Origin of the sequence: Chryseobacterium gregarium DSM 19109 (assembly GCF_000430845.1) — a bacterium.
Lineage (GTDB): Bacteria > Bacteroidota > Bacteroidia > Flavobacteriales > Weeksellaceae > Chryseobacterium > Chryseobacterium gregarium.
In genome coordinates this window covers 61,736-77,218 of record NZ_AUMU01000012.1, presented here as the reverse complement: position 1 = coordinate 77,218, position 15,483 = coordinate 61,736, and the positions used below count along the sequence as shown (strand labels likewise).

At 40.6% G+C, this 15,483-nt stretch carries 9 protein-coding genes; all 9 read right to left on the bottom strand.

Annotated elements, in window-relative coordinates; all coding sequences use genetic code 11:
- Positions 1-81: 81 nt before the first annotated feature.
- The 9 genes from H561_RS0114250 to H561_RS0114210 all read right to left on the bottom strand — a co-directional run bounded on the left by H561_RS0114250 (position 82) and on the right by H561_RS0114210 (position 15,397).
- Entirely contained in the window at positions 82-2,673 is a 2,592-nt protein-coding gene (locus tag H561_RS0114250; protein ID WP_027387626.1) for a TonB-dependent receptor, read from the bottom strand.
- A 208-nt stretch (positions 2,674-2,881) separates the two neighbouring features.
- Positions 2,882-3,742, bottom strand: coding sequence for a carboxylating nicotinate-nucleotide diphosphorylase (gene nadC / locus H561_RS0114245; RefSeq protein ID WP_027387625.1), 861 nt, complete (start codon positions 3,740-3,742; stop codon positions 2,882-2,884).
- Positions 3,743-3,753: 11 nt separating this feature from the next.
- Complete coding sequence (gene nadB / locus H561_RS0114240) at positions 3,754-5,325, bottom strand: L-aspartate oxidase (protein ID WP_027387624.1); 1,572 nt, start codon at positions 5,323-5,325, stop codon at positions 3,754-3,756.
- Between the two features lie 29 nt (positions 5,326-5,354).
- A complete protein-coding gene (locus tag H561_RS0114235; protein WP_027387623.1) occupies positions 5,355-5,978 on the bottom strand; it encodes an NAD(P)H-dependent oxidoreductase in 624 nt (207 codons plus the stop codon).
- A 253-nt stretch (positions 5,979-6,231) separates the two neighbouring features.
- Complete coding sequence (locus H561_RS23375; RefSeq protein ID WP_027387622.1) at positions 6,232-8,223, bottom strand: T9SS type B sorting domain-containing protein; 1,992 nt, start codon at positions 8,221-8,223, stop codon at positions 6,232-6,234.
- A 177-nt stretch (positions 8,224-8,400) separates the two neighbouring features.
- Entirely contained in the window at positions 8,401-10,659 is a 2,259-nt protein-coding gene (locus H561_RS23370; RefSeq protein WP_051349394.1) for a T9SS type B sorting domain-containing protein, read from the bottom strand.
- Positions 10,660-10,821: 162 nt separating this feature from the next.
- Positions 10,822-11,298 carry a ribonuclease HI gene (gene rnhA, locus H561_RS0114220; protein WP_027387621.1) on the bottom strand — a complete coding sequence of 159 codons (477 nt, stop codon included), beginning with the start codon at positions 11,296-11,298 and terminating at the stop codon, positions 10,822-10,824.
- Positions 11,299-11,331: 33 nt separating this feature from the next.
- A complete protein-coding gene (gene dnaB, locus H561_RS0114215) occupies positions 11,332-12,921 on the bottom strand; it encodes a replicative DNA helicase (RefSeq protein WP_027387620.1) in 1,590 nt (529 codons plus the stop codon).
- A gap of 130 nt (positions 12,922-13,051) precedes the next feature.
- Positions 13,052-15,397, bottom strand: coding sequence for a T9SS type B sorting domain-containing protein (locus tag H561_RS0114210; RefSeq protein ID WP_027387619.1), 2,346 nt, complete (start codon positions 15,395-15,397; stop codon positions 13,052-13,054).
- Positions 15,398-15,483 lie beyond the last annotated feature (86 nt).

Below are 15,483 nucleotides of genomic sequence, written 5' to 3'. Positions count from 1 at the left end.
TTTTTTTCTAGTCCACAAATATAACAAAAATCCCGGCGAAAAGCCGGGATGGGTATGTAATAAAATCTAATGTTTTGTTTATTAGAAGTTGAATGATAAGTTTGCTGCCCATGTTCTTCCGAATCCGAAGAATACACGGTTACCGGTTGCAACACCATTATACATTCTACCTGCCTGTTCGTAAGTTTTACCATTGTCAGGATCACCCGTAGTTGTGATTTTATCACCTCCAAAGATGTTTGTTGCACCATCTTGGATGTAAGTAGTATCAAATAAGTTGTAAACGTTAGCACCAATAGTGAAATACTGAGCATTGTTTTTTAACTTTATTTTATAAGTTATGCCAATATCAGTTAGGTTATAGTCAGGTAACTGCACTACTCCTCTGTCTTGGTTTGCAATGTTTGAAAAAGTTGCAATATCAATAGTAGAGTAAAGCTTACCAACATAACGCCATCCTGCATAGATACTTAAATCACTTACTGGTTTCACTGTAAATCCTAATGATGCAGTCATTTGAGGAATACTGTTATTGCTTGTTCCTCCTACTTTTACTTTATCAAGATAAAGAGTTGTTGTATTAGAGTCTCCCGCCACAGTTAAAGGATTATTGTTCCCGTCAAAAGTTGTACCTATTGCATTCCCTTCATAATGATAATCCCCCCAAGAGAACATACCCGTAAACTCTAAGAATTTATTAAGTTTGTAAGTCGCATCAACCTCAACTCCTTGATGGATTTCTGTAATTCCATTCATTTCTGCGTAAGCATCAGTTACATCAGCAACCTGGATTGTTCTTCTTAGAGCTCTATCTTTCCACTGCGTTCTGTAAACGTTAACATTCGCCGTTAAATTTGAGGATCTGAATCCATAGCCAACTTCAGCAGAGAAAATTTTCTCATTAGTCAATTGAGGATTAACGATGTTTAAGTTACTTGGATATACAGTGTTCATAAATGGCTGTTTACTGTAATAACCGATATTAGCAAAAACATTGTGGTTTTCATTAATATTATAGTTGGCACCTCCCTTGATGTTATAACCAAAAATATTTTTGAAGCCTGTTTTTGTGTTTACAGTTTGGCCTTTTATAGTAGTACCGTCAACTAGGAAGTTATCAATTCTTTGGTATCCTTGGTTTGAAACTGAACCCTGTACAAAAGCTGATAAGTTATCTTTTGTATATTCAATCTGTCCGAACCCACTGTACCAGATTACTTCACCATCATTACTGAACCCAATTTGTTCGTTCAAAGGAACTTGTTTCCCTCCAAAAGGATTCCATGAAAGTTTTTGATAATCAGAAGTTTGTGTTACTACGTTTGGAGTAATGTTTTTGTTTGCGCTATCTTTATATCCTGAAGCTCCATATAAATCAGAAATGACCTGATAGTGGTATCCATAGTAATATCTGTCATCTGTACCTACTGAAAAGTTCCAGTTGTCATTAATCTTATGTTGGAAATTTGCTAGAATCCCGTACCAATTGTGAGAATTAATACTTGCTCTACGAATCAATGTAGCTCCGGCACCTGCTGTATTTGGATTTACGGCAGCATTTTCAGCGAATAGTTTATCATAGTTGTAAAGTCCCTGTGCATCTCTGAAGTAAGGTACATTATTTACTAATGTTGAAAGATTCCTTCCGTTTACTCTACCTAGATCAGCCGTTCCGCCGCCTCTACCATTAGACATATATGCTACGGTGCTCAACTTGGATTTATCATTGATATTCCAGTCCCAGTTAAGCATAATAACAGGTTTGTTATAATAGTTTGATCTGTTAGAAAGAGCAACTCTTCTTCCTTCAGCATTTGTATAATATCCCCAGTCTGAATTATAGGTTCTATCAGGAGATCCATCATTATCAGGATTGTATCTGATATAGTCTGCAATAGCAGGCGCATAAGATCTTTGATCATGCCATTGTGGAGCTCCGGTAATTGTAAACTGGAAATTATGTTTTTTATTTGCTTCCCAACCTAATGCAAAATAATATGCATAAGATTCATAGTCAGTATTTTGGATGTAAGTTGCTCCGGATTGTCTGCTCATTAAAAATGAAGAAGACCATCCTTTATCTGATTTACCTGTATTATAAGCAAAAGATGTTTTTAAATAGTCGTTATTACCAACTCCCAGTCTTACAATGCCACCTCTTTTCATATCAGCTGACTTTGTTATGAAGTTCATAGTACCTCCAACAGAAGCGATAGCTAATTTAGAAGAACCCAGCCCTCTCTGTACCTGCATAAAACTTGTTACGTCAGATAATCCAGTCCAGTTTGAAAAATAAACAGTACCGCCCTCCATATCATTTACGGGCATACCATTCACCATTACTGCAATGTTTCTAGATTCAAACCCACGCATAACAATCTGAGAGTCTCCAAAACCACCACCACCTTTTGTAGCATATACGGAAGGTGTTGTGTTTAGTAATTCAACAAGCTCCTGGTTTCCTTGTCTTTCAAGAATCATGGCAGCTTTGATTGTAGATACCGCAACAGGTGTTTTCCTATCTTTAGCGATATCCGTAACACCTCTTAGAATTACCTCTTCAATGTCTTTAGATCTGTTATTTACAGTATCTTGAGTTTGTTGAGCGTAATAAATACTAGCTGTGGATAAAGTAATTATCGCAGTTAGCATTGATTTGTTGATTAATTTCATAATCGTTAGTAATAGTTAGATTTAATTTTCTGCAAAATTGGGGAAATAAAATTTAACTAATATTAACTGTATGTTAATTTTTAACTAATCTTAACAAAATTTAATTGGTTGATTTGCAATGTATTGAATAATAATTGAGATTTCACATGAAAAAAACACATTATTGAATTTTTAATAAATAGACATTATTTTTATTAAAAATTCAATATTATTTCAGGGCTTTAAGGCTTAAATCCATATTTTCAGCAGAATGGGTAAGGGCCCCTGCAGAAATATAAGTGACGCCGGTAGAAGCTATTTCTTTCAGTTGTTCACGGATAATTCCGCCGGATGCTTCAGTTTCACATGCGCCGTTAATCATTTCTACAGCTTTTGCCATCGTAGGCACATCCATATTATCGAGCATAATCCTGTCCACCTTTGCTTTAATGGCTTCTTTAACTTCATCCAGGTTTCTGGTTTCCACTTCAATTTTAAGCTTCTTTTTATTCTTTTTGATATACTCTTTGGCCATCTTCACTGCATTGGTGATGCTTCCGTTATAATCGATATGATTGTCTTTCAGCATGATCATGTCATAAAGCCCGTACCGGTGATTGGTTCCGCCGCCGATAGCCACGGCCCATTTTTCACAGACCCTGAAATTGGGAGTGGTCTTTCGGGTGTCCAAAAGTTTGGTCTTGGTTCCGATCAGCCTTGAATCCCAGTCATGGGTAAGGGTAGCAATGCCGCTCATCCGCTGCATGCAGTTCAGCACCAGCCTTTCCGTGGAAAGAATAGACCTGGCGCTTCCGGTTACTGTAAAAGCAATATCTCCGACCTTTACCGCATCACCGTCTTTTACAAAGGTTTCAACGGTCAGGTTTTTGTCATATGTTTTAAAAATAATTTCAGCCAGTTCCACTCCCGCAAGGATACAGTCCTGTTTTACCAGAAGTTTTGCGCTCTGCTCCAGGTCCTTCGGAATCGTGGAAAGCGTAGAGTGGTCGCCATCCTGAATGTCTTCTTCCAAAGCATTTTTGATGAACTGTTTTAAAACTTTGTCGGTAACGTATGCCGGTCTTTTCATATCGTATGCTTTTAAGCGAGATCTTTATTATAAAATGCACCCTTGTTCTCCGTCATTTCCATGGATTGGGTAATGATGAGGTGGGCAACAGTGGTTAAGTTCCTTAATTCCGATAACTGCGGTGAAAGAATAGAGTAGTGGTAAATTTCATTTACAGCGGCCGCAATTTCCTGATGTTTCTGTAAGGCCATATTCAGACGGCGGTTGCTTCTTACAATGCCGACCAGGTCACTCATCATTTCCTGCAGCTGTTTTCTTAGGTAAGAAATAATCACCATTTCATCCATGATCTTCATGCCTTCTTCATCCCATTCCGGAACAGCTTTTAAATCATCGAAGTTAAAATTGTTTTCATGTAGAAGCGCTACGGTTTTCATGGCGGCATTATGTCCGAATACCAAACCTTCCAGTAATGAGTTTGAAGCCAGTCGGTTGGCTCCGTGAAGCCCGGAATTTGTACATTCTCCGACGGCGAAAAGGTTTCTGATCGAAGACTGCCCGTCCCTGTCCACTTCAATGCCGCCCATCAGGTAATGACAGGCCGGAACAACGGGAATCAGCTGTTTGAAAGGATCAATCCCTTCGTCTTTGCATTTTTTGTAGATATTAGGAAAATGTTCAAGAAATTTTTCTTGATTCATGTCCTTACAGTCCAGACCTACATATTCGTCCCCGGTCACTTTCATTTCAGCGTCAATCGCTCTCGCTACAATATCCCGGGACGCCAGTTCTTCACGCTCGTCATATTTATGCATGAATTTTTCGCCTCTTTTCGTTCTTAATTTGGCGCCGTCACCGCGGACTGCTTCAGAAATTAAAAACAGCATCCCGTCTATTTTACTGTACAGTGCCGTCGGGTGGAACTGGTAATACTGCATATTGGAAACTTTTCCTTTCGCTCTTGCCACGAAAGCAATCCCGTCTCCCGTTGCAATGGTAGGGTTAGTGGTGTTTTTGTATACATGGCCGGCTCCCCCTGTAGCGACCAGTGTTATTTTGGAGGTGATTTTCTTGATTTTTTTAGACTTTTCATCTAAAATATAGGCACCGTAACAGTGGATGTCGCCTTCATTAAGCTCTTTTCCCGGAACATGGTGCTGGGTAATAATATCGATAACATAATGATGGTCTAGGATCTCAATATTTTCACTTTTATTGGCGGTTTCTAGGAGTGCCCTTTCGATTTCAAAACCAGTGATGTCTTTGTGGTGAACAATCCTGTTTTCGGTGTGCCCGCCTTCCCTGCCTAGAGCAAATTCGCCGTTTTTCATGTCGAAATTGGCGCCCCATTCCACAATTTCATTAAACCTGGCGGGAGCTTCTTTCACCACCATTTCTACCACATCGCGTTTGCTTTCACCGTCTCCGGCACGCATGGTATCTTCAATATGTTTGTTAAAATTGTCATTTTTAGAATCTGTCACCACTGCAAGACCGCCCTGTGCATATTTGGTGTTGCTTTCATCTTCATCAGACTTGGTTACGATAATTATTTTGGCATCAGGAAACTGCTCAGAAATTTTTATGGCATAGGAAAGTCCCGAAATTCCGGAACCGATTACTAATACATCCGCTTTTATCATTATGCTTGCTTTAGGTACAAACGTCTAAATTAAATAAATTTAAACAATTTCTCGTCTGGTTTTCTTACTTTTTTCAGGTGCTGAAAATGATCTTCCTCTGAACGATAGCCTAAGGCAAGGGTAACCGTTGCTTTTTCGGTTTCAGGATTGATCTCCAGAATTTCTTCAATGACCTCCTGCCGGAAACCTTCCATCGGGCAGGTATCTATGTTTTCAATGGCGGCGGCATACATCAGGTTAGCCAGAACGATATACGACTGCTTTTCCGCCCAGTTGAAAATATCATCACGGGTTTTCTGAATATGCTGGTCAATGCTGTTTCTGAAAGGATCCAAACTTTCGAGGGGCGTCTCCCGAACTTCCGAAATATGCCTGAAGTATCCATTAAGGTAATGCTCATCCACTGTTTTTTTGGAAACAATAACAATCAGGTGAGAGCAGGTGGAAATCTGTGACGGATTGTAAAAGGCCGGAATTAATTTCTGCTTCATCATCTTGCTTTCCACGACCAGAATTTTATAAGGCTGAAGACCGAGTGAGCTTGCGGACAATTTTCCCGACTCAAGAATATTGTGAAGGGTTTCCCGAGGGACAATTTCCTGATTAAATTTCTTTACGGAATATCTTCTGCTTAAAGCTTCTAAATAATTCATATCACAAATTTAAGAATAGAATACGAATTAAATAAGATTAGGATGAAATATCTCATTCTAAATAGAGGCTGTCTAAAACGTAATAAAAGCTTTTGAAGCTGAATTTTTTAAGGGCAAATAAAAATCTGCATAATCATCATAATCTGCTTTAAATTATCCTGTGAAATAAATTCAAACAGGGTTAAGGTCAAAAAAAGATCACTTCAGATTATCTGAAGTGATCTTTTAAAGTATGCAGAATGGTTATTTACATTTAATCCCTGTTTTTAACAAGTATCCAGCCCGAATACTTTACAGGGGTATTTTTCTTGTCGTTTTCATTCCATGATACGGAAAACCAATAACTTCCTGTAGGAACTTTCCTTCCTGCGATTGTTCCGTCCCATCGATATCTGTTCTCTTTACTGGCGGTATGGATTTTTGCTCCGTAACGGTCAAATATATTGAACATGAGATTTTGTTTTGAGGCCAGTGCTGAATAATCAATACCGTCATTAACACCGTCTCCGTTCGGAGTGATAACATTGATGATATTCGGGACAACAATGGTAATATCAATAGGGTCGCAGTCGTAAGCATCTTTTATGTAGATTTTTGCATCACCTCTCGGAACGTTTTTTAATTCGTTGGAATCCTGCCAGTTGATTCCGTCCAGTGAATACTGGTAAGGCGCAGTTCCTCCCATAGCATATACCGTAACGGTATTGCCGGAAATATCCACACTTGAAATGACGGGCTGCTCCGAAGGGTACACCGTTACCGCCTGAGTGGAAATACATTCTCCGCTTTTAAGCTTAACCCAATAAGTGCCCACTCCTACATTGTTGATTGCCTGAGTGGTGGCCCCGGTACTCCATTCATACCCAGTAAATCCTGGTCCTGCATCCAGTGTTGTCTTGTCTTCGATACAGATAACTTTATCTTCAAGAATATTGGAAAAAACGGGAGAAATAACCTGCAGCGTAACTTTGGCAATGCTGAAGCATCCGAATGTATTGCTTACCCTGATATAAATAACTCCGCTCGGTGCAATATAGCTGATTGGGGTTGCGATTTCGTTAGTCTGGTTTTGAGCATCGGTTAAAGAAGGATAGTATTTTTTGGTAATCCCCGATGAAGTACCTATTACCGGTGCTGTTGTCAGATTAAAGAGTCCTGTGGAAGGATTGGTTTCAATAAAGCAGGTTCTTAACGTAGCGTCTATAGTGGTAACCGTCGGCGCGACTTTTAATGCTATGGTAGCGTCGTTATTATCGCATAATACGGATGAAGGGTCTTTGATAACGACAGAGATGTTGGTATCTGCACTATACTGGAAATTCGAAGGATTGGCAATCGGGGTGCCGCTTCCGGTGATGTAATAGGTAAAATTATAATTGGCCGGAGTAGCCGTGAACTGAGAATTAAATGTAGTCAGGTCAACCGTTGACATTCCTGTAAGATCCGGACATATGCTTTTTGTGATTGCGGCCTGCAGCAAAGGGATTTTGTCTACAAAAACCTTTACATTTTTAATGGAGTGTCTCGATCTGTTTCCTCCTGTAGACGCTGAAAACCCGAAATACCCCACCGTCATGGCTGCGGCATTCCCTGAAGGCGCAAAAGACTGGTTACAGATCAGCGTGCCGTTTATTGTTATTTTCACGATCCAGTTGGCCGGAGCTGCAGGGTCTACTTCTGCAGATACTTCTACGTGTTTGTAGTTGGTTCCCTGAAAAGGAAGGGTGGTATTCATGTCCGGCGAGTGAAAGGAACTTCCCGGAATGTTAAAGTATTCTACGTTGTTGCTGTCGGTGGTGTTGGGAACCTGTCCATAGGCAACGTGTACCTTACTCATTACTGCGGTCGTTGTATTGTTATAAGTGTCAAAACCGGTTATAAAACCGATTGCATTCTGGGAAACCCCAAGACCTGAGCCCAAAACACTGGCTACCGGCGGATTGGCGAGGTACCAGAATGCAATGCCGTCTCCATTGGCCGTTTGGTTGGAGTCCATCCTGAAATCAAATTCCACTCTCCATTTATCACAATATTTTAAGTTGATCGGTTCATTGAGCCGGATTGAGCCGGATTGGTCATTGTTGTCCGGAGTAAGCTGGATAAAATCAGTATTAACAACGGTAGGGGCAACCATCGTCCATCCTGTTGTGTTGACAGGGTTTCCTGTAAGCTGGTAAGTTTGTGAAAACAGCGGGTTGGAAAGGAGGAGTATAAAGAAAAATAAAAAAATATACTTTTTTTTCATGAGATAAAGTTTATTAATTTGAATGGTGTTAGTTAATTGTGAATCTGATCAGTGTCTTTTTCAGATGATTCCTATTTGTTTAATTGAATAAGTAATATCAGTCAGTAATGGTCTGGTTTAATGGCTGCCTATAAAAAAGACCACTCCGCTAACGGAGTGATCTGTAATCTGAATTATTTATTCTATGTTTTTTACCAGTACCCAGCCGTTGTAAACAGTCTGAGTATTGTTTTTATCATTTTCGTTCCACATAATGGTGTACCAGTAAGTTCCGGTCATTACTTTTTTGCCGCCGGCAGTTCCGTCCCATTTGTAATTTCTTATTTTATCGGCTTCATACAGTTTGTTTCCGTATCGGTCATAAATCGTGAAAACCAAGTTTTTTTTGTATGCTAAAGCGGTATAATCAATCACATCGTTTACGTTGTCCCCGTTTGGAGTAATGGCATTAATCAGGTTTGGAACCGTGATCTGTACATGAATTGGGGTACAGGTGTAGGCATCTCTTACATAAACCACCACTTCGCCTCTGGCGAGTCCTGTAAATATATTGGAATCCTGCCAGTTGATTCCGTCCAAGGAATACTGGTAAGGTGCTTTTCCTCCATTTACATTTACGGTAATGGTATTGTTGGTAATATCAATACTTGAAATAACCGGTTGAGGTGCCGGATTTACTTTAACCAACTGTGTGGTCACACATCTCCCTGACTTCAGCTGAACCCAATACTGACCTGCAGAAACATTCTGAATAGCCTGGGTCGTATCACCTGTGCTCCAAAGATAAGTGTCAAATCCTGCTCCTGCATCAAGTGTGGTTTTTGCATCAATACAGATGGTTTTGTCTTTCAATACGGAAGAATAAATCGGAGGCAGAACGATCAGATTTATTTTAACAATAATAAAACAGTTGGCTATATTGGTAATCCTTACATAAACTGTTGATGAGGTTGAAATATAAGCAAGGGAGTTGGAAATCACATTGGTTCCGGCTAAAGCATCAGCCAGGGTGGTGTAATAGGTTTTAGTAACGCCTGAGGCATTCGTCACGTTAGCCTGTGTCAGATTAAATGAAGCGGTCGTGGGTGTATTTCCAATAAAGCAGGATTCGATAGTGGCATCATTTGACACAATGGGAGGGAAGAACGCCAGCGTAATAGCGGCGGATCCTACGCATCCTAACGGAGTGGTCACTTTTACATATACGGTTCCCGCTGCAGAAACATATGCATTGGGGTTCGTAATCGGATTGGTCCCTGCGTTGAGATCAGCAAGGTTTTTATAATAAATTTTGGTTGATCCTGCAGGCTCGTTGACATTTGCAAGCGTGAGGTTATAGGTTGCCGTTCCAGCATTATTATTGTTACAAGCGGTAAGCGTGGCAGGCGTTGCCGTAAACGGAGAAAGGTTCAGCTGTATTTTTCCGTCGGGGTTATCACACAGAACTCCTGCATTATCTTTAATTAAGACAGAAACCGCTGTATTGGCACTGAACTGGTAATTGGTAGGATTCGTAATCGGAGTTCCTGAAACACTGTATGAGAATGTGTAATTTGCAGGGTTGGTAACAAATTGGTTCTGATAAGCTGTTAAATTAACCGTCCCTTGTCCTGTCGTGGGATTCGGACAGAAAGTATCTGTAACAGTGGCCTGGTTGATGGCTACTTTATCTACAAAAACCTTTACATTTTTAATGGAGTGTCTCGATCTGTTTCCTCCTGTAGAAGCCGAAAACCCGAAATACCCTACAGTCATTGCCGCAGCCGCACCTGCCGGAGCGAAAGACTGATTACAGATTAAATTACCGTCGATGGTAATCTTTATAATCCAGTTCGTCGGCGCAGCAGTATCCACCTCAGCTGTTACTTCAACATGTTTATACGTTGTTCCCTGAAAAGGCAGGGTGGTATTCATGTCCGGAGAGTGGAAAGAACTTCCTGCGGTATTGAAAAATTCTACGTTGTTGTTGTCAGTGGTATTGGCAATCTGCCCGTAACCGACATGCACTTTACTCATGACAGCTGTAGTCGTATTGTTGTACGTGTCAAAACCTACCACAAGGCCCACTGCATTCTGGGAGACCCCGAGGCCTGATCCCAGGACACTCGCCACCGGCGGATTTTGCAGGTACCAAAAGGCGAGGCCGTCTCCGTTTGCCGTTTGGTTGGAATCCATTCTGAAATCGAATTCCACTCTCCACTTATCACAGTATTTCAGGTTGATGGGATCGTTCAGCCTGATAGATCCGGATTGGTTATTGGTATCCGGAGTAAGCTGGATAAAGTCTCCTCCTGTCCCTACTACTGTTGGAGAAACCATTGTCCATCCTGTGGTATTTACAGGAACTCCTGTAAGTTGATATGTCTGAGAAATAAGGTGTTGTGAAAAGCACAGCAAAAATCCTACAAACAAAAAAAGGTAGTTTTTTTTATTCATGTATTGAACGCTTAAATTATATGGGTCAAAGATATTAAATCCCAGTCGAATTATATGTATTCAATATTAATTTTACTGAATATGATGGTTATTTTACAATAAATGATAAGCTAAAATAAGAAATGCTGAAAACATTTAATAAGAATTTAGTTTCATTACAAATTAGAATAAGGAATTGTTTTCAAGGCTTTCAAAATACGTATCAATCTCTAAATTGCCTGATGCAGCAGCACTTACGGCGAGTTTGTCACACAGTTCATTTTCGAAATGTCCTGCGTGCCCTTTGATCCAGTGCATTTTTGGCTGGTGTAAATTATACAGTACCACAAATCTTTGCCAGAGGTCAGGATTCTTAACATTTTTCCAGCGTCTTTTGACCCATCCGGCTAGCCAATTCTGGTTAATGGCGTCTGAAACATATTTGCTGTCCGTATAGACATGGATGTCATTATCAGGAGACTTCAGCTTTTCCAGTGCTGTAATCACAGCCAGGAGTTCCATCCTGTTATTGGTGGTTTTCCGGAAGCCTTTAGAAAATGTCTTCTGATAGTTTTTTTCGGGAACACGCATGAGAATTCCATACCCTCCCTTTCCCGGGTTTCCGCTGCAGGCTCCGTCGGTGTATATTTCTATTCTCAAATCGTGTATGGGATTGAATTTTATAATCTGAAATTAAAAAGGAAAATCATCATCGTCATCAAAATCATTCATTGAAGATCCTGACACCTGTGATTTATTGGGCAGATCAAATGCGGCACCGGGCTGGATGGTCGTCTTTATTTTATCAAAGCCGCTTGGCTCACTGGAGCCGAAATTAGAAGGATACCCTCCGATTCCTCCGTCCAATGCCGCTTCCACGTCTGCGAATTTTGCAAAATGCTTTAAGAAAGACAACCTTACATCGGCTGTTGCCCCGTTCCTGTGTTTTGCAATAATCAGTTCCGCCTGGTTTTCAGTCGGGGTTTCCTGTCCTTCTTCGTCATTATCCCAAACGGTAATCTTATAGTATTCCGGCCTGAAGATAAACGATACGATATCCGCATCCTGTTCAATAGCCCCCGATTCCCTTAAGTCGGAAAGCTGAGGCCTTTTTCCCGGACGGGTTTCTACACTTCTTGAAAGCTGGGAAAGTGCAATAACCGGAACATTAAGTTCTTTTGCAATGGCCTTTAATGAGCGGGAAATCATGGAAATTTCCTGTTCCCGGTTCCCGGCTCCCTTTCCGCCACCTCCGGCGGTCATCAGCTGAAGATAATCGACCATGATGATTCGTACACCATGCTGCATAACCAGCCTCCTGCATTTTGCACGGAAGTCAAAGATTGACAGGGATGGGGTTTCGTCAATATATAAAGGGGCATTTTCCAATTCAGATACATTGGAGAACAGCCGCTGCCATTCTTCATCATCCAGGGTTCCTTTTCTTAATTTTTCCGAAGAGATTCTTGTTTCGGAAGCAATCATCCTGGTGATTAGCTGCACTGAAGCCATCTCCAGGGAAAATAAAGCCATTGGTATTTTATGTCCTACTGCAATATTCCTTGCCATTGAAAGAAGGAATGCCGTTTTACCCATCGCCGGACGTGCCGCAATGATGATCAAATCGGAATTTTGCCAGCCGCCCGTTTCCTTATCCACATCACGGAATCCTGAAGGAACTCCGGAAAGGCCTTCTTTGTCCTTGAGGGATTTGATGGTTTCAATGGCCTGCTTTACCAATGAATTGGCGGTGTCAAATCCTTTTTTAATTGTTCCGTTGGTAATTTCAAAAAATGACTGTTCAGCCTTGTCCAAAAGTTCAAAAACGTCTGTGGATTCTTTATAGGATGCATCAATCACATTGGCGGAAACATTGATTAAACTTCTTAAAATATATTTTTCAAGAATGACGCGCACGTGATATTCGATGTGAGCTGATGAACTCACTCCCATGGTAAGGTCAATAAGGTAATGGTCCCCGCCGGCCTGATTTAATTTGTCCTCCTTTTTCAGCGCCTGAATAATGGTCATCAGATCGACAGGCTGGTTGCCTTCGTACAGTTTTAAAATCGTGGAAAAAATTACACCGTGTCTGGGATCATAGAACACCTCCGGTGTTAATAAATCGATAGATTCGTCAAGACCTTTTTTATCAATCAAAAAAGTACCGATAACCAGTCTTTCGAATTCTAATGCATTGGGAGGTAGTTTTCCGTCAGCAATTGAAAGCTCTTTTGCAAAGTTTCCGTTCGTTAATGAAGATAGAGTTTCTTTCTGCGCCATAATGATGCAAAGATAGTTTTTTTGGACAGCAAATTACTAACAATTTACTCTCAATCTCGCTGTGGTACCACAAAGCAGAAATGAAAAATCACCCCAAAACTGAGGTGATTTTTAAGTATCTGAAAATTAATTATTTTATATTTTTTACCAATATCCAGCCGCTGTATTTCGTCGGCGTGCTGTTCTTGTCGTTTTCATTCCATGTGATCGTATACCAATACGTTCCGGTGACGATCTTTTTACCGTTTGACGTACCGTCCCATTTATAGTCTCTCATTTTGTCAGCAGTGTACATCATGTTTCCGTATCGGTCATATATCTTCAGAACCAGGTTTTTCTTATAAGCCAGGGCTGAATAATCAATATAGTCATTGATATTGTCTCCGTTCGGCGTAATGGCATTGATCAGATTCGGAACCGTAACCTGTACCTCAATAGAGCTGCAATCGTAAGCATCTTTTACATAGACTTTGTTTTCTCCTCTCGGAAGGCCTGTAAATACATTGGAGTCCTGCCAGTTTATTCCGTCCAGAGAGTATTTATAAGGAGCCTTTCCTCCGTTTACCGTTACCGTGAATGAATCATTGGTGATCTCAATATTGGTGATTACAGGCTGTACAGAAGCATTTACCTTGACTTCCTGTAATGTCCAGCATTTTCCTGTCTTTAGTTTTACCCAATAGGCACCGGCAGTTACATTTGATATAGACTGGGTCGTTGCTCCCGTGCTCCATTCATAACCGTCGAATCCTGATCCTGCATCTAAAGTCGTAGTATCTTCTATACAGATGATTTTGTCTTTCAGAACAGATGATTTTACCGGAGGTAAAACTTTCAAAGTAATTTTGGCAATGGCAAAACAGCCATTTTCGTTGATTACTTTTACATATACGACTGTGCTTGTTGATATATATGCCGACGGGTTTAGGATTTCATTTGTCCCGGCCTGCAGATCAGCCTGTGTTGTGAAGTATTTCTTCGTGATGCCGGTTTGCGAAGTGATATTGGCCTGAGTCAGATCAAAAGAAGCTGTAGTGACATTGGTGTCAATAAAACAGGATTCAATAGTAGCATCATTTACAGTAACTGTAGGATAAAAAGCTAAGGTTATTTCCGCCTGCCCGGTACATCCCTGTGGCGTTCTTACTCTTACATATACTGTTTTTGGTGCGGCAGAAGTGTAAGCAGCAGGATTGGTGATTTCATTGATTCCTGCATTCAGATCTGCTATGGTAGGATAATATTTTTTCGTAACATTCGTAGATGTAGGATAAACATCCGGTGCCGTTAAATCAAAAACTCCGGTTCCTGCATTATTATTGTTACAAGCTTTTATGGTAGCCGGAATCACTGTTAATGGCGGTAAGAACTGCAATGTTATTTCAGAACTTCCTACACAGCCCTCACTTGTGGTAATTTTTACAAATACAGTTTTAGGTACTGAAGATGCATAAGAAGAAGGGGTCGTAATCTCGTTTGTCCCGGCAGTGAGATCGGCCATGGTCGGATAATATTTTTTGATCACATTGGTAGGCCCGTAAACATCGGCGGAGTTCAGATCAAAATAACCGATCCCTGTATTGTCATAATTGCAGGTATATATTGTTGCATTTTGGACAACGATATTTCCTGACCTGAATTTGAATTTACCAACCTGAAAACATCCGTTAATGGGATTAGCAGGATCGGCAGGGTCTGTATATTTCAACCTGTAATAATAAATGGTTGTTGCATCAACCATAATCGGTGTGGTAATCGGTGCATTGCCTGTAATGGCATCATTACTGGTTAAGTGATAGGATACTGTAAAGTTTGGATTGCCATTAATTATTCCGGAAGATAAAGTGCTGAAATCAAACATTGTCGGTAAAGCGCACTTTAAAATTTCATTGGGATCAGACGGGTTTGCGGCCGGTGACCCTGGTGCAATAAATGGGTTAGGCGTTATGGCCGGATCTGTAAATGCAGATGTTAAAGTTGCTGTTCCTCCCCATGTTAAAGAGAATCCATATGGGTTGCTTGGAATATAGTTGTCAACGAGCAGATAATAGGTTTCTCCTGCAATAACATTCAGTGGTGCTTCCCATTGGGATCCGGTTATGGTGGAGCTTAATCCTGTGGCCCCACTGGTCCCGGAAAAGTTACATCTGATGGCATCGCCAAAATCCCAAGTGGTACAATTGATATTGGGTCCATATACTGCAAAATCATAATCATAGTGCAGTACATTAGGAACTGTATTTGGATCTATTGTGAATTCAATCGTTCCACTGGTGGCAGCAGTAAATACATACCATACTGAATAATGTTCCACATCCAGGCAACTGTTGGCCGTTGCTTCCGGAATGGTGCCGTTGCTGCTTGGGTTATAGGAAATGTTGGAATTTCCACAAACCGGAATTGCTGTAATACAATCTGATTGTGAGAACAGCAGCTGTGAAAAAAACAAAATAGTCAGCAGTAATAATTTCTTCATTAGAAATGATTTTTTATTAAAATATTATTAGACTTATCTATGTGAAAAAAACCGCCTGGGGAAAAAGCGGTTTTTTCTTTAAGGGT